Source organism: Aromatoleum toluclasticum ATCC 700605 (assembly GCF_000378245.1).
Classification (GTDB): domain Bacteria; phylum Pseudomonadota; class Gammaproteobacteria; order Burkholderiales; family Rhodocyclaceae; genus Aromatoleum; species Aromatoleum toluclasticum.
The window spans coordinates 90,461-111,462 of record NZ_KB899509.1; the positions used below are offsets into that span (position 1 = coordinate 90,461).

Annotated in this window: 20 protein-coding genes, 2 tRNA genes, 1 rRNA gene and 1 pseudogene; 9 read left to right on the forward strand and 15 right to left on the reverse strand. The window is 63.5% G+C overall.

Annotated elements, in window-relative coordinates; all coding sequences use genetic code 11:
• Window positions 1–22 precede the first annotated feature (22 nt).
• Together F464_RS0123680 and F464_RS0123685 are read left to right on the forward strand one after the other, a co-directional pair.
• Window positions 23–98 (forward strand) — tRNA-Asn (locus F464_RS0123680).
• Window positions 99–141: 43 nt separating this feature from the next.
• Window positions 142–217 (forward strand) — tRNA-Asn (locus F464_RS0123685).
• A 118-nt stretch (window positions 218–335) separates the two neighbouring features.
• Here the strand turns inward: F464_RS0123685 and F464_RS0123690 are convergent.
• Together F464_RS0123690 and F464_RS0123695 are read right to left on the reverse strand one after the other, a co-directional pair.
• On the reverse strand, window positions 336–2,771 hold the full coding sequence (locus F464_RS0123690; protein ID WP_018992345.1) for a Lon protease family protein: 2,436 nt from the start codon (window positions 2,769–2,771) through the stop codon (window positions 336–338).
• Window positions 2,772–2,863: 92 nt separating this feature from the next.
• Entirely contained in the window at window positions 2,864–3,145 is a 282-nt protein-coding gene (locus tag F464_RS0123695) for a hypothetical protein (protein WP_018992346.1), read from the reverse strand.
• A gap of 268 nt (window positions 3,146–3,413) precedes the next feature.
• On the opposite strand from F464_RS0123695, the gene moaA reads away from it, so the two are divergent.
• From moaA to F464_RS0123710, 3 genes are all read left to right on the forward strand, one after another.
• Window positions 3,414–4,490, forward strand: coding sequence for a GTP 3',8-cyclase MoaA (moaA, locus tag F464_RS0123700; protein ID WP_018992347.1), 1,077 nt, complete (start codon window positions 3,414–3,416; stop codon window positions 4,488–4,490).
• A gap of 256 nt (window positions 4,491–4,746) precedes the next feature.
• A complete protein-coding gene (locus tag F464_RS0123705; protein WP_018992348.1) occupies window positions 4,747–5,859 on the forward strand; it encodes an NHL repeat-containing protein in 1,113 nt (370 codons plus the stop codon).
• An 81-nt stretch (window positions 5,860–5,940) separates the two neighbouring features.
• Window positions 5,941–6,867 (forward strand): cytochrome c3 family protein, encoded by a 927-nt coding sequence (locus tag F464_RS0123710; RefSeq protein WP_228217721.1) that lies wholly within the window; start codon window positions 5,941–5,943, stop codon window positions 6,865–6,867.
• A gap of 133 nt (window positions 6,868–7,000) precedes the next feature.
• Here F464_RS0123710 and F464_RS0123715 read toward each other — a convergent pair whose 3' ends face one another.
• Complete coding sequence (locus F464_RS0123715) at window positions 7,001–9,496, reverse strand: ABC transporter permease (protein WP_026296275.1); 2,496 nt, start codon at window positions 9,494–9,496, stop codon at window positions 7,001–7,003.
• A 30-nt stretch (window positions 9,497–9,526) separates the two neighbouring features.
• Window positions 9,527–10,693: a M20 aminoacylase family protein gene (locus F464_RS0123720; protein WP_018992351.1), complete on the reverse strand. Its 1,167-nt coding sequence runs from the start codon at window positions 10,691–10,693 to the stop codon at window positions 9,527–9,529.
• A 135-nt stretch (window positions 10,694–10,828) separates the two neighbouring features.
• Between F464_RS0123720 and F464_RS0123725 the strand changes: the two genes are divergently transcribed.
• Window positions 10,829–11,785, forward strand: a complete 957-nt coding sequence (locus F464_RS0123725) for a histone deacetylase family protein (RefSeq protein WP_018992352.1) — start codon at window positions 10,829–10,831, stop codon at window positions 11,783–11,785.
• 8 nt (window positions 11,786–11,793) lie between these two features.
• On the opposite strand, the gene F464_RS0123730 is transcribed toward F464_RS0123725, so the two are convergent.
• The 6 genes from F464_RS0123730 to mltG are packed head-to-tail and all read right to left on the reverse strand — an operon-like array spanning window position 11,794 to window position 16,283.
• A complete protein-coding gene (locus tag F464_RS0123730) occupies window positions 11,794–12,468 on the reverse strand; it encodes an ankyrin repeat domain-containing protein (protein ID WP_018992353.1) in 675 nt (224 codons plus the stop codon).
• Window positions 12,452–13,225: a TatD family hydrolase gene (locus F464_RS0123735; RefSeq protein ID WP_018992354.1), complete on the reverse strand. Its 774-nt coding sequence runs from the start codon at window positions 13,223–13,225 to the stop codon at window positions 12,452–12,454. The genes F464_RS0123730 and F464_RS0123735 overlap by 17 nt, the downstream gene beginning before the upstream one ends.
• Window positions 13,226–13,235: 10 nt before the next feature.
• Window positions 13,236–13,601, reverse strand: coding sequence for a PilZ domain-containing protein (locus F464_RS0123740; RefSeq protein WP_018992355.1), 366 nt, complete (start codon window positions 13,599–13,601; stop codon window positions 13,236–13,238).
• Entirely contained in the window at window positions 13,598–14,656 is a 1,059-nt protein-coding gene (holB, locus tag F464_RS0123745) for a DNA polymerase III subunit delta' (protein WP_018992356.1), read from the reverse strand. Before holB ends, F464_RS0123740 begins: the two co-directional genes overlap by 4 nt.
• Window positions 14,653–15,285: a dTMP kinase gene (gene tmk / locus F464_RS0123750; protein WP_018992357.1), complete on the reverse strand. Its 633-nt coding sequence runs from the start codon at window positions 15,283–15,285 to the stop codon at window positions 14,653–14,655. Before tmk ends, holB begins: the two co-directional genes overlap by 4 nt.
• Entirely contained in the window at window positions 15,282–16,283 is a 1,002-nt protein-coding gene (gene mltG / locus F464_RS0123755) for an endolytic transglycosylase MltG (protein WP_018992358.1), read from the reverse strand. Before mltG ends, tmk begins: the two co-directional genes overlap by 4 nt.
• 131 nt (window positions 16,284–16,414) lie before the next feature.
• On the opposite strand from mltG, the gene ygfZ reads away from it, so the two are divergent.
• The 3 genes from ygfZ to F464_RS0123770 are packed head-to-tail and all read left to right on the forward strand — an operon-like array spanning window position 16,415 to window position 18,518.
• Window positions 16,415–17,452 (forward strand): CAF17-like 4Fe-4S cluster assembly/insertion protein YgfZ, encoded by a 1,038-nt coding sequence (gene ygfZ / locus F464_RS0123760; RefSeq protein ID WP_018992359.1) that lies wholly within the window; start codon window positions 16,415–16,417, stop codon window positions 17,450–17,452.
• A complete protein-coding gene (locus tag F464_RS0123765) occupies window positions 17,449–17,757 on the forward strand; it encodes a DUF4936 family protein (RefSeq protein ID WP_018992360.1) in 309 nt (102 codons plus the stop codon). The genes ygfZ and F464_RS0123765 overlap by 4 nt, the downstream gene beginning before the upstream one ends.
• Window positions 17,748–18,518 carry an NRDE family protein gene (locus F464_RS0123770; RefSeq protein WP_018992361.1) on the forward strand — a complete coding sequence of 257 codons (771 nt, stop codon included), beginning with the start codon at window positions 17,748–17,750 and terminating at the stop codon, window positions 18,516–18,518. The genes F464_RS0123765 and F464_RS0123770 overlap by 10 nt, the downstream gene beginning before the upstream one ends.
• Window positions 18,519–18,523: 5 nt before the next feature.
• On the opposite strand, the gene F464_RS31440 is transcribed toward F464_RS0123770, so the two are convergent.
• The 5 genes and pseudogenes from F464_RS31440 to rrf all read right to left on the reverse strand — a co-directional run bounded on the left by F464_RS31440 (window position 18,524) and on the right by rrf (window position 20,894).
• Window positions 18,524–18,895 (reverse strand): GNAT family N-acetyltransferase, encoded by a 372-nt coding sequence (locus F464_RS31440; protein ID WP_198292328.1) that lies wholly within the window; start codon window positions 18,893–18,895, stop codon window positions 18,524–18,526.
• 66 nt (window positions 18,896–18,961) lie between these two features.
• Window positions 18,962–19,438, reverse strand: a pseudogene (locus F464_RS31445) (L,D-transpeptidase family protein); the annotation flags it as partial.
• 5 nt (window positions 19,439–19,443) lie between these two features.
• Window positions 19,444–19,959 carry a tRNA adenosine(34) deaminase TadA gene (gene tadA, locus F464_RS0123780; protein WP_228217734.1) on the reverse strand — a complete coding sequence of 172 codons (516 nt, stop codon included), beginning with the start codon at window positions 19,957–19,959 and terminating at the stop codon, window positions 19,444–19,446.
• 56 nt (window positions 19,960–20,015) lie between these two features.
• Window positions 20,016–20,588, reverse strand: coding sequence for a hypothetical protein (locus tag F464_RS0123785; RefSeq protein WP_026296276.1), 573 nt, complete (start codon window positions 20,586–20,588; stop codon window positions 20,016–20,018).
• Between the two features lie 192 nt (window positions 20,589–20,780).
• A 5S ribosomal RNA gene (gene rrf, locus F464_RS0123790) occupies window positions 20,781–20,894 on the reverse strand.
• Window positions 20,895–21,002: the final 108 nt, after the last annotated feature.

Sequence of the window (21,002 nt, forward strand, 5' to 3'; positions counted from 1 at the left end):
TACCTATAATGCGCGGCTCAATTCCCCGATAGCTCAGTCGGTAGAGCAACGGACTGTTAATCCGTGTGTCCCTGGTTCGAGCCCAGGTCGGGGAGCCAAAATTTGGCTCCTGCAGCAATCTGCATGAGCAGACGATACCGATCCCCGATAGCTCAGTCGGTAGAGCAACGGACTGTTAATCCGTGTGTCCCTGGTTCGAGCCCAGGTCGGGGAGCCAGAAAAGCCAAGCAAATGGGCCACCTCTCGGGCGGCCCATTTGCTTTACCGGCTTGCGGCATGACCCCATGCCGACCCTCAGCGTGGTCACACGCAATCAGAGCAACCGCACCTGAACCTCATTCCTGGCCGCCGTCATGCCGCCGCCGGGAACGGATGTGACGAAGCTCACTGCCGTGATCGAACGCATGTTTCGCCACGATCATCGCGCTCAACGCCGCGGCGACCTTGTGATTGACCGTCTCCCGCGGCATCACGCCCTTGGCGTCCGCAACCCCTGCCGGCAAACCTGTCAGGATTTCCATCGCATCATCCACGCTAGCAGCGGCATGGACGTGAAACCGTCCCTCGTGCGCCGCCGCGACGACATCTTCTCGCAACATGAGATGCCGTACGCTCGCGCGCGGGATGACGACTCCCTGCTCGCCGGTCAATCCGCGCGCGACGCACAGATCGAAAAATCCCTCGATCTTCTCGTTTACACCCCCGATCGCCTGAACCTCGCCCAGTTGATTGACCGACCCTGTCACCGCAAAGGACTGACGAATCGGAACCTGCGCCAGCGCGGACAGCAAGGCGCAAAGCTCAGCCAGTGACGCAGAGTCCCCCTCCACCGGCGAATAGGACTGCTCGAACACGAGGCTGGCGGACAGGGACAGCGGTTGATGGCGTGCATAGCGGGCACCAAGAAACGCCGAAAGGATCAGCACTCCCTTGGAATGGATCGCCCCGCCGAGCTCGGTTTCGCGCTCGATATCGACTACGTCCCCCTCACCGAGCCGCGCCGTCGCCGTAATACGCATCGGGTGGCCGAACTGTTCGCCGGCGAGCTCAACCACAACCAGCGCATTGATCTGACCACACCGCGCACCGGTCGTGGAAATCAGCGTCGTGCCGTCGACCATCGACTCGAGCACCCGCTCGGCGTATCGACCGAACCGTTGCGAGCGCGACGCGATCGCGGCATCGACCTGCTCACACCCAACGGCAGGCAACTGCACGGCACGCGCATGGAAATCCGCCTCGCGCATCACGTCCGCTAGCAGGCGCGTCTGCAGACTGAGGCGCCCGGCATCCTCGGCCAGACGCGCGCCATGCTCCACGAGACGCGCAATGCCTGTCCTGTCGAACGGCAACAGGTCCGACGCCCGCCCGAGCATCGCGAGCAATGCCGCATAGCGCGTGACATTGGCCTCATTGCGCGGCATGTCCTCGTCGAAGTCGGCGGCCACCTTGAACAACTCGGGGAAATCTGGATCATTCTCGGTCAACAGGTAGAACAGTTCGCGATCGCCCACCAGAACCACCTTGACGTCGCAAGGAATGGACTCCGGCTCCAGGGTAAGCATATTGCTCCAGCCCTGAGCTTCCGCCGGCGGCTCGATGCGGATCTCGCGGGCGCGCAGCGCACGCTTCAACCCCTCCCACGCAAACGGTTGCGTCAGGATGCGTTCGACGTCGACCACCAGATAGCCGCCGCAGGCCCTATGCAGTGCCCCGGCACGGATCAGGCTGAAATTGGTCACGAGCGTGCCCATCTGCGAGATGTGCTCGATACGCCCGATCAAGTTGCCAAAGGTCGGATTGTCTTCGCAGACCACGGGCGCGCCGCGCGTCGCCGAGTGATCGACCATCAGCTTGACCTGGTAACGATGGAATTTCGTCCGTGCCTCGTCCTCCGCCCCATCGTCCTCTTCCCCCTCCTGAACGGCCCAGTCACTTCCGCTCGCGAGGATCTCCTGCCGGATCGCATCGAAAAAGGCCAGCACCGCGGGGAGGTCCGTGTAGCGCTCACGCAGTCCTCGCATCAGGTGCGAGACAGCAGGAGTGAGCGCATCACACGCCGCACGCTTCATCGCCTCGTGAAGCTCCTTCCGCCACCCCGGAAACTGTTCGAGCAGATCGGCCAGACGATCGCTCCAGGCCCCCACCTTCTTCTCCACCATGGTCCGTATTTCAGGTGGAAGAGCCTCGAAATCCTCCGGCGACATGGTCTGCCCGTCTTTCGTGGGAGCGAAGACGAATCCGTCCGGCGTTTGCAGCAGCGACACGCCGTCGGTCGAACACGCCTCACCCAATTCGTGCAACGCCCCGTCTTCCCGCTTCTTGTGGGCGTCCTGCAACGACTCGACGCGGCTGCCATAGGTGTCGCTGGCGAGCGCCGCCTCGATTGCCGGACCGAGATCGGCGACGAACGCCTGCATGTCGGCCCGCAACGTTGCCCCACGTCCGGCCGTCAGAGTGAGGAGGCGAGGACGCTGGGGATCGTCGAAATTGTGCAGATAGCACAGGTCCGGCGGAACCCCGCCACAGGCGGAGAATTCATGCAGCAGACGAAACACCGTCACATGCCGGCCGGTTCCCGGCTCCCCGAGCACGAACACGTGGTAACCGGGCTGGCGCATCGCGAGACCGAAACGCAGCGCTTCCTCTGCCCTCGCCTGCCCGATGCCGCCCGGCAGGTCGGGAAGGTTTGAGGTATCCGAAAACTCGAACGTCTCGGGTGCGCAACGGATACGGAGACGGTTCGCTGCGAGTGGGCGCAGATCGGCCATTTTGTTGTTCTCCCGATGCCGCAAAAAAAGGGGCGCCAGGATGCACTGCCACCCCACCTTGATTCCCGAGCCCCTTTGCAGGGCAAGCGCGGCTAGCGAATCCCCCGACGGGAGAGATCGCCCCAGCGGGTGTCGTGGTGCGCCACATCGTTCTCGAACTGCGGAAAGCGCCGATCATGCTCCATCAGCAGCGACATGATGGTTCCAGCATGCTCAGACGGAAAACCCTGGCGCGCCCCGCCACGGGTGTCCGTCATCAGCAGAAAGATGAACTTGCGGCACTCCGCCGTCCCCCACATACCGTCTATCTTGCGAAGATGCGGAAAACGCTCGTAGAGCTTTTCGGTCGAAGTTTCTGTAACTCGTGTCGTCATCGCAAATCCCTCGAAAGGGTTACCTGCAATCGCCGGGAGATTAATACTTTTGGCTCATATCAACGAACCCGCTTCCGCGCTACTGTTCCGAGTACGGAGGCTGTCGCCAAGGAAGACGAGCGCGGACCTCCCGCGGGAATTGACTTCCGGTATTGCCTTCAGCCGAATCCGGCTGTTAACTATCGTGTAAATAGACATCGGCACACAACGATGGTTTGCCCGGCACCCACAGCATGCAGCATTTGAGGCCACTTCAGCCAGTCATCCGATGAAATCGATCCCGATCTACCCCGCCAGCGGGATGCTGCCGCCCACCACCGACGAGCTCCCACCAGCCGGAGCGCCCCTTCTGGACAAACGCGGCCGCGCCGTTCACGACCTGCGCATCTCCGTTACCGATCGTTGCAACTTCCGCTGCATCTACTGCATGCCGCGCGAGGTTTTCGGCGCGGACCACGCCTTCCTCGCCCGCAAGGAACTGCTGTCGTTCGAGGAGATCACTCGTGTCGCGCGGCTCTTTGCGGCCCGCGGCGTGCGCAAGATCCGCATCACCGGCGGCGAACCCCTGCTGCGCAAGCACGTGGAGAATCTCATTGCCCAGCTAGCCGAGATCCCCGACGTCGAGCTCACCCTGACCACCAACGGCGTACTGTTGCCCAAGCTGGCCCGCATACTGCGGGCCGCCGGCCTGCATCGCGTAACCGTGAGCCTGGACGCGATCGACGACGCGACATTCCGCAAAATGAACGACGCCGACTACCCGGTTTCCGCAGTCCTCAAGGGCATTGCCGCGGCGGAGGAAGCCGGATTCGGCCCGATCAAGGTCAACATGGTCGTCAAGCGTGGCGTAAACGACCATGGCGTGATCGAGATGGCGCGCCATTTCCGCGGCACCGGCCACATCCTGCGATTCATCGAATTCATGGACGTTGGCAGTTCGAACGGATGGGAAATGAATGCGGTTGTCCCATCACGCGAAATCATCGAACGGATTCACAGCGTGTTTCCCGTCGAACAGATCGAGCCCAACTACACGGGCGAGGTCGCCGAGCGCTGGCGTTACTGCGATGGGGGCGGGGAGATCGGCGTCATCTCGTCGGTGACACAGGCCTTCTGCTCGACCTGCACCCGCATCCGTCTCTCCACGGAGGGCAAGCTCTACACCTGCCTCTTCGCCCAAAGCGGCCATGATCTGCGCACCCTCTTGCGCACCGGGGCGAGCGATTCCGGACTCGATCACGCGATTGCAACCGTCTGGCAGCAGCGCGAGGACCGTTATTCGGAAATCCGCACCGCCAACACCGTTCGTCTGCAAAAGATCGAAATGTCGTACATCGGCGGATAACGGAGTTCGTCGCCGCATCGCGGCGGCATCGATCTTGCTTTGACCCGCAAGACCCCGGACGTTTTGGGCCTCCTCGGAGACTCACGGCCGGTGCTTGCACAGACCGCTCAAGCTTGCCATGCAGAACGGATATGCGGCAAGTTGGACGTCATTCGACCATCCGCTATCATCCTGCGTCAATCCCGCATGACCGCCGGCGTCAGAACCCACGGCGGTTATGGCTCACGCCCCCCGATCGCTGCAAATTCCACGCATCATGCATGCACTCCTCCGTCCACAAATCCTTCTCCACCCCATCCCGACCAAGCGCCAGATCCTTGCAGGCGCCCTTTCCCTGATCCTGTCGATCACACTCGGGGGCTGCACCGCCGAGAAGTTGGCGTCGGCAACCGAAGACGAGTCCACGATCCAGCTTGAATGGCCCGCCCCTCCTGACGATCCGCGTTTCATCTATGAAACGCGACTCACCTCGGAAGCCAGTATCCGCAAGGAAACCGATGACGAGCGCCTGAAGAGGACGCTGACCGGCAGGTCAGCCCCGACAGCGGAACCTGTGTACCGCAAACCGGCAGCGCTGGCTGCGAGAAATGGACGAGTCTACGTCGCCGACCCCGCGATCAACGCAATCATCGTGTTCGATGTACCGCGTGCCCGCGCCTACAAGATCGGTGTTCGCGAACCGAACCACATCCTGCGCCCGATATCCATGGCCATCGACGGACAGGGCGACCTGTACGTCCTGGATTCGATTCTTGGCAAAGTCATGGTCTACGATGCGGTCGGGCTCTTCAGATATTCCGTTGGCAACGGCAAGGACTGGACGCGTGCAGCGGGGGTAGCCGTCAGCAAGGATGGAAAGAAGATCTTCGTCGTCGATCGCGGTAGCGTCGAAGGGGATGACCACAAGATCATCGCGTACGCCCCCGACGGCGCGGAGCTGTTCAGAATCGGGCCGCGAGGACGTGCGCCGGGTAAACTCAACATGCCCCTTGCAGCAACCGTGACCCCCTCTGGGACCCTCCTTGTTCTCGATTCCGGGAATTTTCGGATTCAGGCGTTCGATCTCGACGGCAATTACAAGTTGCACTTCGGCAGCGTAGGCAACGGACTGGGCCAATTCTCAAGGCCACGCAGCATTGCCACGGACCACGAGGGACGGATTTATGTCTCCGACGCATCGTTCAACAACGTCCAGTTGTTCAGCCCCACCGGCGACTTGTTGATGTGGATCGGCGCATCCGGACTGCGGGATCAACCGGGACAGTTCGGCCTCATCGCGGGGATTGCAGCGGATGAAACGGGCCGCCTCTACATCTCCGATCACTACCACCGCAAGATCGAGGTCTACCGTCCGACGGGCACGAAATAGGCGCATCCTCAACGACGAATCGCTTGGCTGGATTTTTGCTTTATTCATTCATAAAGCATTTGCCCTTCCGGGCAACCAACAATGATCAGTCGTTCAAACAAGGGGATGCACCACGCCATGCATTTAACAACACGTGCACTTTCCGTCCTGCTGGGCAGCATGCTGTCCGCTGGCAGCGTTCAGGCCGACGGCGACCTTCCGAGCAAATTCTCGGGCCAGGGAACCATCGGCAACACACGCCACAACATGACGCAGCGGCCAAACTCCGGAAGCGGCCCGGCGGCCGAAATGATGGACTTCGTACGAAACGATTACAACGAGATTTGCGTCTACTGTCATACGCCACACGCCGCGAACACGACCATCGCCGCTCCGCTGTGGAACCGTGTGGTCCGGGCAACGACCTACACGCTGTACAACCAGCAGACGCTCAGCGGCGAAACGACGCAACCTGGCCCGAACTCGCTGACCTGCCTCTCGTGCCATGACGGTCAGACCGCGATCGACTCGATCGTCAACATGCCCGGAACCGGCCCCGATCGCTACTGGACCGATATGGCGACAAGCCCGAGCAACACGTTCCTCAACGGCTGGCCCAAGTCCGCACGGGCGGTCGTCGATGCCACGTCGCATAACTCCCTGAGCAAGACCGGCTGTCTGTCGTGTCACAACCCCGGTACCGAAATCGGAGCACCGGACTTCAGTGCAGCTGCGATCGGCACGGACCTCTCCAACGATCACCCCGTCGGCGTGAAGTTGCCGAGCGGCAGTGACTGGAACGTACCGGGCGGAATTCGTGGAAACATGAAGTACTTCGACAGGGACGGCAACAACAGGCCGTCGAAGGACGAAATCCGCTTCTTCGACTCCGGACAAGGCTATGAAGTCGAATGCGCGTCCTGCCACGATCCGCACGGAGTACCGGGCACTGGCGGAACTTTTCTTCCGACCTTCCTGCGCGTAACCGCGGATGGCAGCCAGATCTGCCTCACCTGTCACGTCAAGTAAGCAAGTAAGCAGCCCACAGAACAGAAAGGCGCCCTTCTTCGAGGGGCGCCTTTCTCGTTTCCAGAAATCGGGATCAGGACAATGTCTTTGTTTCGAGAAATTCTTTTGGACACATTTATTCAGCCTATCTGAATCAGGCAAGCCGACGCAGGCTTGCCATCGGCGGACGGTCGAGCAGTTTTCGGGTCCCGAACCACCCCGCAGCCAGGACAGCAGCCCCCCCACCGAGCGTCGCCAGGACGATCAGCCACACATCAGGAACATACGGCATTTTGAACGCATAACGCGCAATGCCCCACCCACCCGCACCGGCTACAATTGCTGCGAACCCGCACGCCACAGCAGAGAGCACGGCGAATTCGGCCAGCAGCGCCTGACGTACCTGCCGGTTGCTCGCCCCCAGGGTACGCAACATGGCAAGCTCGTAATCACGCTCGTCGTGCGTTGACTGCAGCGCGGCAAACAGCACGAGAAATCCGGCGATCAACGAGAAGACGAACACGAACTCCACGATGAGGACGAGCTTGTCGGTCATCGAGCGCACCTGGGCGATCACAGCATCGATGTCGATCACCGACAGATTCGGAAGGCGTCTCACCAGTTCAGCGGTGAATCGTTGATCGCCCTGGGGGGCCCGGAAACTGGTGATAAGGCTTGCGGGGTCGCCCTCGAGCAGGCCGGGCGAAGCGATGAAGAAGAAATTCACCCGCATCGAATCCCACTCGAGTTCCCGTATGCTCGTGATCGGCGCCTCGACACTGCGCCCGGCGACATTGAAGCGCACGCGATCGCCAAGCTTCAGCGAAAACGTCTCGGCCAACCCCTGCTCGACGGAAAACTGCGGACTCTTTCCCGAGTCGTGCCACCGGCCCGCCACGACGACGTTACCTTCGGGCAAGCGGCTACCGTAACTCAGGTTGAATTCGCGCTCAGCAAGACGTCTCGTGCGTGCGTTTTCGTAGCCTTCAGGCTTTACGTCAATCCCGTTGATGGCTTCGAGCCGTCCACGGATCATCGGTCGAATATCGGGCTCGCCCAACCCCGCCTGTCCGAAAAACGCCGCCATGGCGTCCCGCTGGTCCGGCTGAATGTTGATGATGAAGCGGTTGGGCGCATCGGGCGGGGTCATCGCCCGCCAGTCGTCGAGCAAATCGCCGCGCACGATCGTCAGCAACAACAGAGCCGTCATCCCCAGGCCAAGCGCAACAATCTGCACGACGCTCGCGCCGGTGCGGCGCACCAGGGAGGCAATGCCATGGCGCCAGCCACTGCCCCCAAGCATAGCCCCCCCGCGTGTGCGGTTTAGAAGGCGCAGGGCGCCCCATGCTGCAGCGGCAAACAAGATCAGCGCGCAGGCGAAGCCGCCGGAGACCTGGAGCCCGAGACGCAGTTCGCCAGCGATCCAGAACACCAGCGCGAGCAGCGCGGCGGCGCCGGCAAGCCACGCAAACGAGCTGCGACGCTCCACAAGCACGATCTCGCGTCGCAAGACCCTGAGGGTTGAAACACGCCCGAGACGTATGATCTGCGGTAACACGAATCCGATCAACAGCACGACGCCGACCGCAATTCCATGTACGAACGGGACCGGCGAGGGCGAAGGCAGCGTCGTTCCCATGAGCTCTGTCAGGATCAGGGCCAGCCCCTGCTGCACGCCCCACCCCAGGATCGACCCGAACGAGGCGGCGACCAGACCGAACAGCGCGAACTCAGCGATGACTAACCACATCAGTTGGACCTGACGCGCCCCAAGGCAACGCATCACGGCGCAGGCGTCGAGGTGGCGCTGCATGTAACGTCGCGCCGACATGCCGATTGCGACGGCAGCCAGGATCACGGTAAGCAACGAAGCAAGGCGCAGAAAACGCTGGGCCTGATCCAGAGCATTGCGCACCTCGGGTCGCGCATTCTCGATACTTTCGAGCGCTTCGCCGCGTCCCAGCCGGGTTTTCGCCCAGCGCTCGAATGCCGCGACCGCATCCGGCTCACCTGCAACATGCAGCCGCCAGGTAGCCCGGCTGCCCTGGATCAGAAGACCCGACTCGGCAAGATCGTCGGCATTGAAGATCGCGCGGGGAAGAAGACTGAAGAAATTGGCGCCCCGATCCGACTCGAAAGTCAGCATCCCCCCTACCCTGAACTCGAGACGCCCCAGACCGACGCGATCGCCAACCACGACACCGAGCGTAGCTAGCAGCCGTTCGTCGAGCCAGACCTCGCCCCGTTCCGGGATGCGATCGATGATGGCATCCGCCTGATTGGGGCCCGCAGCGACACGGACGTGCCCGCGCAGCGGGTAAGCCGCGCCGACGGCCTTCACCCCGGCAAGCTGGGCGGCGTGTTCGGTACTCACCATGCTGGTAAACAGGACGGTGCCCGTTTGCTGCAGCCCCTGCCTCTCGGCCTCGCGGCGATAGCTCTCATCCCACGGATGATCGGCGCGCAACAGCAAGTCCCCGCCCATCAACTGATTTGCTTCGCGATCGAGTCCGCGAGCGACACGATCGGCGAGAAAGCCCACACTGGTCAGGCAGGCCACCGCAACCACGATGGCGAGGCCCAGCAGGTGAAGCTCCCCCGCCCGCAGATCGCGCATCGTCATGCGCAGGGCGAGGCGTAATGTATTCATCGTACGTGGACGGCGCAGGCCGTCAAAGGTTCAGGTTTTGGGCAGCAGGCGCCGCACAAGTTCGACCCAGTAGGCGACGCCGAACGGAATGATGGCGTCGTTGAAGTCGTAGTGCGGATTGTGGAGCGTGCAGCCGCCTTCGCCGGGACCATTACCTATCCACACGTAGCAGCCCGGCTTGTGGCGCAGGTAGAAGGCGAAATCCTCGGCCCCCATGCTCGGCGGCAGATCCGTCAGGACGCTGGCGCCGGGCAGACTACCGGCCACTGCGGCACAGAACGCTGCCTCATCGGCGGTGTTGATCGTCGGCGGGTAGCCGCGGCGGTAATCGACCTCGACACTGACCCCGTGACTCGCAGCGACGCCCCCGCCGATACGGGAGATAGTCGCCTCGATACGGTCCTGCACTGCCGCGCTGAATGCACGCACGGTGCCACACAGTTTCGCCCGATCCGGAATGACGTTGTAGGCTTCGCCAGCATGAAACTGCGTCACGGACACGACGGCTGAATCCAGCGGATCGAGCGTGCGGCTGACGACGGTCTGAAGCGCCTGCACCAGTGCAGCCCCGGCGATGATCGAGTCGGTGCCGAGGTGCGGCATCGCACCATGTGCGCCCTGACCACAGATTTCGATGTCGAAGCGGTCGGCGCTCGCCATCACGGGCCCGTCGTGCACGGCGAAATGGCCCGTTGGCAGGCCCGGCCAGTTATGCATGCCGAAGATGGAGGCCATGGGGAATCGGTCGAAAAGGCCGTCATCGACCATCGCGTCGGCGCCGCCCTCGCCTTCTTCCGCCGGCTGGAAGATGAAATACGCGGTGCCGTCGAAGTCGGGGTGGGCAGCCAGCACCTCGGCAGCGCCGAGCAGCATCGTCGTGTGACCGTCATGGCCGCACGCATGCATGCAGCCTGCGTGCAGGGAAACGTGAGCGAAATCGTTGCGCTCCTGGATCGGCAGGGCATCCATGTCGGCGCGCAGGCCGATGGCACGCAGGCTGCGCCCTGCCTTGAGCACGCCGACGACACCGGTGCCGCCAAGGCCGCGATGCACCTCGACGCCCAGGGCTTCGAGGCGGCGCGCGACGAGGTCTGCAGTGCGGTGCTCTTCGAATGCGAGTTCGGGATGGGCGTGGATGTCGCGCCGCAGCGCGGTCAACGCAGGGTGGCACTGGCGGATTTTTTCGGGGATGCTCATGGCCTCACCTGTCGACGCAGGTTTGCAATGCGTTTGTCTGTCGGGGAACACTCCGAGTTTAATAGGCATCGTGCCGCGCGTCGATCTCGCGAATCCTTACCGCTCGTCCGCCGACACCCGCAAAGGAATTGCTGCGTGAAACTGTTCTACGCCGACCATTTCGTCCTGCCTCTGCCTGAGGGGCACCGCTTCCCGATGGAAAAATATTCTCGTCTGCGTGAGCGCCTCACACACAGCGGAAGGTTCTCGCATGCAGACTTTGCGGTTCCCGCGGCGGCCAGCGACGTGGAGATTCTGCGCGCACACGATGCAGACTACCTCAAGCGCGTCGCGCACGGCACGCTGGATCCTGCCGAGCAGCGTCGGATCGGCTTCCCGTGGTCCGAACAGATGGTGGAGCGCTCGCGACGCTCGGCCGGGGCGACGCTTGCCGCATGCAGGCATGCACTCGTCGACGGTTGCGCTGCGAACCTCGCCGGCGGAACGCATCATGCCCACCGCGATTTCGGCTCGGGTTTCTGCGTGTTCAACGACTCGGCCATCGCTGCGCTGGCGATGCGCGCCGAACGCCGGGTACGTACGGTGGCGATCATCGACTGTGACGTGCATCAAGGAGACGGTACCGCCACGATCTTCGCAGGCGAACCGGACGTGTTCACGCTGAGCCTTCACGGGGAAAAGAATTTTCCCTTCCGGAAAGCGGCATCCAGTCTGGACATCGAACTTCCCGACGGCACGGGGGATGCGATCTATCTCGCAGCGCTTTACGGCGGCCTGGAGCAGGTTTTCGCGGCGATGCAGCCGGACCTCGCGATCTACCTTGCCGGTGCCGACCCGTATCGCGACGACCGCCTGGGCCGTCTTGGACTAAGCTTCGAGGGGCTGGCCGCGCGGGACGAGATGGTGCTGCGACACTGCGTCGAGCACGGCACGCCGGTAGCGATCGTGATGGCGGGCGGTTACGCGCGAAAAATCGACGACACCGTCGCCATCCACGCGACGACGATCACGACTGCGGCCCGCTTCGCCCCCGCGCTGCGAACCGCCGCGCGGGAACGTGAGGCACGCTGGCCCGCGCCGCCCGTCCGATAATTATCCGTTCAACGCGCCCCGGCGGCCTGTCGGCGTTCGCGTTCCGCACGCAGCAGCCCGGCAATGTCGGTATTCCCGTTTTCCAGCGCCCAGCTCTCGGCAGTGAAGCCGGCGTCGTTCTTCCGGTCGAGATCGGCACCGGCCTTCAGCAGGCGGCGAACGACGTCGATGTGACCGTTACGCGCCGCCAGCATCAACGCGCTGGAACCATTCGGCGCCAGCGCACCGACGTCCGCATTGCGCGCGAGCAGCCGATCGGCGATCTCGGTGTGTCCCTCGAAGGCCGCGTACATGAGTGGCGTCCATCCGTCGTGGTTCACTTCGGCGCCGGCCTGGAGGAGGACGTCGACAACAGCCGTTTCACCCTTCAGCACCGCCAGCATCAGCGCCGAGTCGCCGGCCATGTTGCGCAGTGACACCTTCGGGCGATGCTTGAGAAGCTCCCTCACCGTATCGAGATTGCCCTCCCGTGCGGCGAGCATCAGTAGTGAACTGCCTTGGGCGTCGACGGTGTCCGGATCCACGCCACGGGCGATGAGCTGCATGAGCTGCGGCGTGTCGCCTCGCCGCGCCGAACTGAGCGCGTCTTCGTAGCTGTCCGCAAGTACTGCAGTGCTGCACAGGGAACTGACGAGGACGGCGGAGACTACGAGACGCTTGATCGATTCAATGGGCTTGGGCATGGCGGAACAGGCGGAAGAAGTTTTCGGTGGTGGCGATTTCGATGCGTTCGAGGGGTTCGTTGCGCAGGCGCGCGATCTCCTCGGCGACATGGACGACCCAGGCGGGCTCGTTGGTCCTGCCACGATGGGGAACCGGCGCAAGGTAGGGGGCGTCGGTTTCGATGAGCAGGCGATCAAGCGGCACATATTGCGCAACCGCCTTCAGCTCCGTGGCGTTCTTGAATGTGACGATGCCCGAGAAGGAAATGTAGAACCCGAGATCCAGCGCCGCCTCGGCGACCTCGCGCGACTCGGTGAAGCAATGCATGACACCGCCAGCCTCGCCAGCCGCCTCCTCGCGCATCAGGCGCAAGGTGTCGTCCGCGGCCGAACGGGTATGGATGATGAGCGGCTTGCCACATTTGCGTGCGGCGCGGATGTGGGTACGGAAGCGCTCGCGCTGCCACTCGGGAGCGTCCTTCTGCCAGTAATAGTCGAGCCCGGTCTCGCCGATCGCGACGACCCTGGCGTGATCCGCGAGGGCGAGCAGGCGCGCCAGGTCCGGTTCTTCGACGCCAGCGTTGTCGGGGTGGACGCCCACGGACGCCCACAGATGAGCGTGCCGTTCCGCGAGTGCGAGCACGCGGGGAAAGTCTTCCACCTTGACACAAACGCACAGTGCATGGCCGACGCGGTGCTCGGCCATCGCGGCGAGGATCGCGTCTTCACGTCCGGCAAGGTCAGGAAAATCCAGATGACAGTGTGAATCTACGAACATTGATGAAGTTTCAGAGCGTATGGGTCGGTCGGTTCGAACCGAGGTGACCGGCAAGGATCTGCTCGATGCGTCCCCGCAGCGCCTTGCCGGATTCGTCCGAACTGAAATGCACACCGATGCCTTGGGTCTTGCCGCCCTGCGCGCCATGGGGCGTGACCCACACGACGGTGGCCGCGACAGGATGCTTGGTCGGGTCGTCCATCAACTGCAGCAGCATGAAGACTTCGTCCCCGAGCGCATGTACGCGCGGCGTGGGCACGAAGATGCCGCCGTTGGTGAGGAAGGGCATGTAGGCCGCATACAGCGCGGACTTCGAGTTGATGTTCAGCGACAGCACGCTGGGGCGTGCGACGCTCGGCTTGGGAGCTTCGCTCATCGGCGGGTTCCGGTCACGGCGCGCGCATAGCGCAGGAGCATATCTTCGAGCATCAGCCTTGCATTCAGCGGATGCTGTGCGACCCGGCGAATCCGGGCGAGTTCATTGTAGCAGTTCGTCACAGCGGCCACGCTCGTGCGTTGGGCAAGCGCAGCGATGACACCATCCTCGCCGGGGAAGAAGCGTATGCGCCCACCGAGGCGCAGTGATGCGAGGTCGGTGATCCAGCGCTGCAGCCATTCGACGAGCTGCGGCATGCCAAAGCCGGCGGCAAGGGCCTCCTTCGACTTGAGCCAGCTTTCCCATTGGCCCGCGAGCTTCAGCGGATCACCCGCCGGCAGCGCCGCGATGTCCTTCACGAAGCGCCGCAGCAGTGCCGCCGCACCGCTCTTCGCAAGGCGCTGGGCGGCCAGCGGCATCCCGCCGGTGAGCGCGAGCAGATCCGCGGGCGGCGCATCCGGCCCTGCCAGCCAGCGTGCAACGACCTCATCGGCAGGGCGCGAGAAACTCCATTGCTGGCAACGGCTGCGGATGGTCGGCAGCAGCCGGCGCGGGGCCGACGAGACCAGCAGGAAGACACAACCCTGCGGCGGCTCTTCGAGCAGCTTCAGCAGGGCGTTGGCGGTAAAGGCGTTCATTGCTTCTGCGGGATCGATGACAATCAACCGCCGGCTGCTCTGGTGCCCGGTGACGGCCAAGGCTTCCTGCACGTCGCGGATCTGCTCGATCCGGATCTGCGAGGATTTTTTCTTGCCCGTACCGGGCTCGGCGCCCTCGCCCCCTTCCGCGGCCTCGCCCTCCGAAACCGCATCGGCCTCCGGTACGACGACCAGCAGGTCCGGATGGTTACCCGAAAGCCTCAGCTGACACGTAGCGCACCGCCCGCAGGCATGTCCGTCCGCCGCAGGGGCAGCGCACAGCAAGCGCGCCGCAAGTGCGTCGGCGAGGTCGCGCTTGCCCAGCCCCTCCGGGCCGACGAAGAGCAGTGCGTGCGGTAGGCGCTCGCCGAGGCCGGCCAGCCTCTGCCAGGTCTCCTGCAGCCAGGGATGGATCATCGGAAGAAGCGCTCCACGACAATGGCCTCGATCTCGGCGCGGATCTCCTCCGGCGGGCGATCGGCCACGACTACGCGGATGCGCTCGGGCGCCGCGCGCGCGCGTCGAAGGTAGGCTTCGCGCACCCGCTCGAAGAAGTCGCGTTGCTCTCGTTCAAATCGGTCCGGTGCCGCACCGGTGTTGGCGACGCGCGCCGCAGCCACTGCGGGCGGCAGGTCGAAGAGCAGGGTCAGGTCGGGCTGGAAGCCGGGATGCACCCATTGCTCCAGCGCAGCGAATTTTGCCGCGTCGAGACCGCGTCCGCCGACCTGATACGCGTAAGTCGCATCGGTAAAGCGGTCCGACACGACCCAGCTACCGGCCTCGAGCGCCGGCTTGATGCGTACCGCCAGGTGTTCGCGGCGCGCGGCAAACATCAGCATCGCCTCGGTTTCCAGATGCATCGGTTCATGCAACAGCAACTCGCGGAGCTTCTCGCCGAGGGCACTGCCACCCGGTTCGCGCGTCTGGTCCACCTTCAGTCCGCGTGCCTCGAGGAACGCGACGACGGCCGCGATCTGGCTGCTCTTTCCCGCCCCGTCTATGCCTTCAAAAGTAATGAAACACCCGCGGGCGCCCGTCTGGTTCAATTTGCCGATCCCCGCTGATAACGATTGACCGCCTTGTTGTGGTCATTGAGATTGCTCGAGAACTCGCTGGTCCCGTCGCCACGCGAAACGAAGTACAGGTAATCCGTCCGAGCCGGGTGAACGGCGGCGTTGAGCGAATCTGCCCCCGGCATCGCGATCGGGGTCGGCGGCAGGCCCGCACGGGTGTATGTGTTGTAGAGATGATCGGTTTCGAGGTGCCACTTCCGCAAGCGTCCGTCGAACGCCTCGCCGTAGCCATAGATCACCGCAGGGTCGGTCTGCAAGCGCATGCCGACGCGCAATCGATTCGCGAAGACCGAGGCGACCAGGCCGCGATCCTCCGGTCGCCCCGTTTCCTTCTCGACGATCGATGCGAGGATCAATGCCTCATAGGGTGAGTTCAGCGGCACGCGCGGATCGCGCCCCTCCCAGGCTTGCGCGAGTCGCTGCTTCATTGCCGAGTAGGCACGACGCAATACGGCGACGGCGCTCGACTGTTTGTCGAAAAGATAGGTATCGGGAAAGAACAAACCTTCCGGATGAGCTTCCGTTGCGCCGATCATGCGCAGGATGTCAATGTCTCCAAGGCCGGCGGTGTCCTGGAGGAGATTGGGATTCGACTCAAGTGCAGTGCGAATCTGCCTGAAATTCCAGCCTTCGACGAAACGTACCTCGGCCTGCGAGACATCCCCGCTGGACAGCTTCAGGATCAGCATCCAGGGCGTGATGCCCTGATGCACTTCATAGCTGCCAGCCATGATGCGCCCGGCCTTGCCCGTGATGCGAGCGATCCAGTACAACGACCGGGGACTGACGTCCACCCCCGCTGCCGCGATCGTCACGGCCGCCTGGCGCATCGTGTGCCCGCGCTGGACCGTGAAGTCGACGACGGGCTGGGCGAGTTTGAGCGGCCGCTGCGCATACCACCAGCCGGCAACGGACACCGCAATGACGGCCAGTGCGACGGTGATCAGCAGGCGAACGAAAAGCGGTTTCATCGAATAGGACAGGCCGCGAAACGCGGCGGCGGAGAGTCTGCCGGGAATGTTTGATCCGCAACCATTGCGTCTGCGGGGCCCTATAATACTTCATCCCGATCCAAACCCCTCCCCCGCCCCGACATACACCCATGAACACGCTCTGGACAGAATTTCTCGTACGCGAAGGCGCCACGCTGGAAGACTCCGGCATCTGTTTCGAGACGCCCGAAACCGAAGTGCGCGCGGTGGAATCCGGCACCGTCGTCGTGCCCCTGGTCCATCTCGGCCTGATTCGCAGCGCTGGCGACGACTCCGTCAACTTCCTGCACAACCTGCTCTCGAACGACGTCAAGAAACTCGGCCCTCTGGCCGCACAGTGGTCCAGTTTCAATACGCCCAAGGGCCGCATGCTCGCGAGCCTGCTGCTGTGGAACGACGCCACCGGGCAGATGATCGCCGCGTCCGCGGACATCCAGCCCACGCTGCAGAAGAAGCTGTCGATGTACGTGCTGCGCAGTAAAGTGAAAGTCGCCGACGCGACGGCAGACACGGCCCTCATTGGCGTCAGCGGCGCCTCGGCCGACGCCGCGTTGGCGAATGCGGGCCTCACGGCTCCTGTAGCGCCGATGTCGCAGTCCGTAACGGGAGAACTGCGCTGCATCCGTCTCGACCAGCGCAACCTCGTCATCGCAGTGCCGATTGCGACAGCTCCCGAAGTGTTCGCAAAGCTGGTCGCCAGCGGCGCAGCAAGAGCCGGAACAGCTGCCTGGCAGCTCGCGATGATCCGCGCCGGCCTGCCCCTCATCACCGCGACGACGCAGGAGGAATTCGTCGCCCAGATGCTGAACTTCGAAGTCATCGGCGGCGTCAGCTTCAACAAGGGTTGCTATCCCGGCCAGGAGATCGTCGCACGCACGCAGTACCTCGGCAAACTGAAGAAGCGCATGTATCGCGTGCATGTACCGGGCGAAGCCAGTCCTGCCGCCGGATCAGACCTCTTTACCCCCGAATTCGGCAATCAGTCGGCCGGCAAACTGGTGAATGTCGCACCCGCTCCCGCGGGCGGCTTCGAGGCGCTGGCCGTGATGCAGACAAGCAGCGCCGAAGCCGGAGAAGTGCATCTGGGCAGCCCGCAAGGACCGCGGCTGCAGTTCCTCGAACTGCCTTACGTACTCCCCGAAAAATGACGTCCGAGGCGCCGGCCTGTGTCCACTACTACGTCTATTACCGCGTACGTGCCGATGTCAGCCACGAGGACGCAGAGGCGACCGTGCGGGCGATGCAGGCCGCGCTGGAGCGGCGCACGGGCGTCGCGGGACGGCTGATGGAGCGGCGCGACGACGCGGTGACATGGATGGAAGCTTACGAGGGGGTAGCCGACCCGCAGGCCTTCGAAACCGCACTGCGTATCGAGACCGAAACCCACGGGGTCGCCGGCATCGTCGAGCCGGGCTCCGCGCGTCACACTGAACGCTTCGTTGAATGTGCCTGATCGTCATCGGGTGGCGCGCTCACCCCGACTATCCACTGGTCGTCGCCGCCAACCGCGACGAGTTCCTCGCACGTCCGGCGGTCCCTGCCCACTGGTGGACGGACGCTCCCGACCTGCTCGCCGGACGCGACCTCGAAGCGGGCGGGACGTGGATGGGGGTGAGCCGCGGTGGCCGCTTCGCGGCGCTGACGAACTATCGCGATCCGACCCTGCACCGTCAGGGCGCACCGTCGCGGGGCACACTGGTACGCGAATGCCTCACGGGATCGGATGACGCAGCCGCGCGGCTCGAAAGTGTCGCCGGGCTAAGTGCACAGTATGCGGCCTTCAATCTGCTGGTCAGCGACGGCCGGGAGCTCGGCATCCATGAAAGCACGACCGGGTCGGTGCGCCTGCTTGCCCCCGGCGTTTACGGCCTGTCGAACCACGTGCTCGACACGCCCTGGCCGAAGGTGAAACGGGCGCGCGAACGCTTCACCGCTGCACTTGGCCATCTGCCGGACGCGAGCCCCCTCCTCGAACTATTGCGCGACGACGAAGCGGCACCCGATCACCATCTGCCGGAAACCGGCGTCAGCGAGGATTGGGAACGCTGGCTGTCACCCGCGTTCATCCGCGCTCCCGGCTACGGAACGCGCTGCTCCACCTTGATCCTGGAGGATCGCGCCGGCGTGGTCACATTCCACGAGTGGACCTGGACCGAAGCGGGTGAATTCGCAAGCGAAGTCACCCACCGCTTCACCACTTCGGCCAGCCACTGAAAGCCTCAAAGCGCTCGGCGCATGGTGCGGTGGCGGATGCCTGCCTCAACGAACACCTCACCCTCGGGCACAAAGTCGTGACGCAAGTAAAAGCTCACTGCGTCGATCTGCGCATTCAGCACGACCTCGCCAAACCTGAGCCGGGCGGCCTCGGCAACCAGGGCCTCCAGGATCTGCCCGCCGACACCGAGGTTGCGCCACTGCGCTGCCACGGCCATACGACCGATATGACCGTCGGGCAGCAGGCGCCCGGTACCAATAACCTGACCCGATGCACCGATCGCGACCGCATGGCGGCAATAAGGATCATTAACATCGCGCTCCAGCTCCGCCGGCACCCCTTGCTCCCGCACGAACACCTGCTCACGCAGCGGCATCGCAAACACGGCCGCCGTGCTCCAGTCTTGGATACGAATCGCCGCCACCGGATCGCCAACGGCATTTTCAGCGATTTCGACCAGAGTCCCGGGCGGGACGAGTGAAAATAGCTCGATCACGTCGTCGTTACGCATACGGATACAGCCATGCGAGCGCGGCTCGCCCATCGGTTGATCGTCCGGCGTGCCGTGGATATAGATGTAGCGACGCATCGAGTCGACATTACCGAGGCGGTTTCGCCCGGGCTCAACACCGCGGAGCCACAGGATGCGTGACAGGATCCAGTCGCGCCCGGGAGTTGCAGCGGCAAGCTCCGGCGTCCAGATTTCACCCGTTGGACGTCGCCCACGGAAAACCGCCCCACGTGCTGCGGCGCCGCCAATCTTGGCGCGAATATGGTGTAAACCGCGGGGAGTGCAGCCGCTATCACGGACCTCCCCGGGACCGTTCAGGGCCGTCGACACCGCGTAGCGGCGGATGCAGGCACCGTCAGTCCCGAAAAGCCCCAGACGCTGCGCGCCGAGATCGACATGGATGCGCATGGCACTCATGCGACCAGCGTGCGCCGGCGGCGCGCGGCAAAGAAGCTCGACAGCAAGCTGCCGCATTCATCGGCAAGCATCCCGCCCTCGACCGTCGCGTGATGATTGAGGCGCGGCTCGGCGAACAGGTCGATAACGCTTCCGCCAACGCCCGTCTTCGGGTCCCGCGCGCCAAACACAACCCGCGCAATGCGTGAATGCATGATTGCACCACAGCACATCGCGCAGGGCTCCAGCGTCACAAACAACTCGCAGCCTGGCAGCCGGTAGTTGCCGAGCCGGGCAGCCGCATCGCGCAGGGCCATCACTTCCGCATGAGCGGTGGGGTCGTGCCGGCCGATCGGCTGATTGAAGCCGCGGCCGATGATCTCGCCATCCAGGACGACGACAGCCCCGACCGGCACTTCGTCGCAGCTGCCCGCTTCGCGCGCCTGCTCCAGTGCAGCGCGCATGTAATCTTCGTCGCTCCTTCGCTGAGCAAGCTCGCACCGTGTTCCGACCGCGTCAGATTTCGCCGTCAATGCCGAATCGCGCGCCATTTTTGCGCCCCCCCTTCGGTCAATAGCCCTCCGCGCGATCAGAGTCCACCCAGATCCTCGATTGCATCCACCACCATGCTGGTGCCGATAGCAATCATCAGAATATCCCCGGCAACGCGCACAAACTTGTGGCCCGCCGGTGGCACACCGAGTTCCACGACGAGTGCGGGCGGCAGGTCGTAATACACCACATCCCTTGGTAACGACCGACCAACCGACCATTTCTTCGCCAAACCCGGAGGCATGCAGCCGTTGCCTTTCTTCGCCAGCCCTGGAGGACATCTACCTGCCCCTCCTTCGCGCGAGAAATACTCACGAATCACCGTTCGCTCGCGCGTCTCGAAGCGCGTCACTACATGGCGCGCCCCACCGTCCCGCGAGCGAGCCCCGTGATCACGGCCATCACGATCAGCGGCCCCCCGATCGTCCCGGTCGTTCCCGTGCTGCCCGCCACCCTTTCCGCTTTGCTTTTTCTCGCCACGTTCATGATGCCCCCCCTTCCCGCCCCCGCCTGCATGATCGGGCTTCTCCGCATATGCAAATCCGCAACCCAGCAGACCCGCCAGAAGGGCGGCCACCACCTGTGCCTTACGCAAACGGATTGGTTGCATCTTCTTTCTCCTTGAAGTTGGACGGGACATGGAGCCGCAACTCCGGCAGCTGACTCGTTCCGAGGCGCACACGCCGGCTTGCGGGCGATTGACAGGAACATACAACAAATCCGGCCCGACGCGATACCGATCTATAGGCGTAAAAAAGCCGCTCATCCTGTGTTTGGAGAGCGGCTTTTTTGGCGTGGGGTAGTCTGACGATGACCTACTTTCGCACTCACGAAGAGCACTATCATCGGCGCGGACCTGTTTCACTGTCCTGTTCGGGATGGGAAGGAGTGGTTCCAGGACGCTATGGTCGTCAGACTGTAAAGGGTCACAAAGGGGAGAAGTAGAGTGTGTGGGGAGTGTGATTGTTGTGTAGCGTGTTGAGTTCGCTGAGATCCAGGGTTATAGGATCAAGCCTCACGGGCA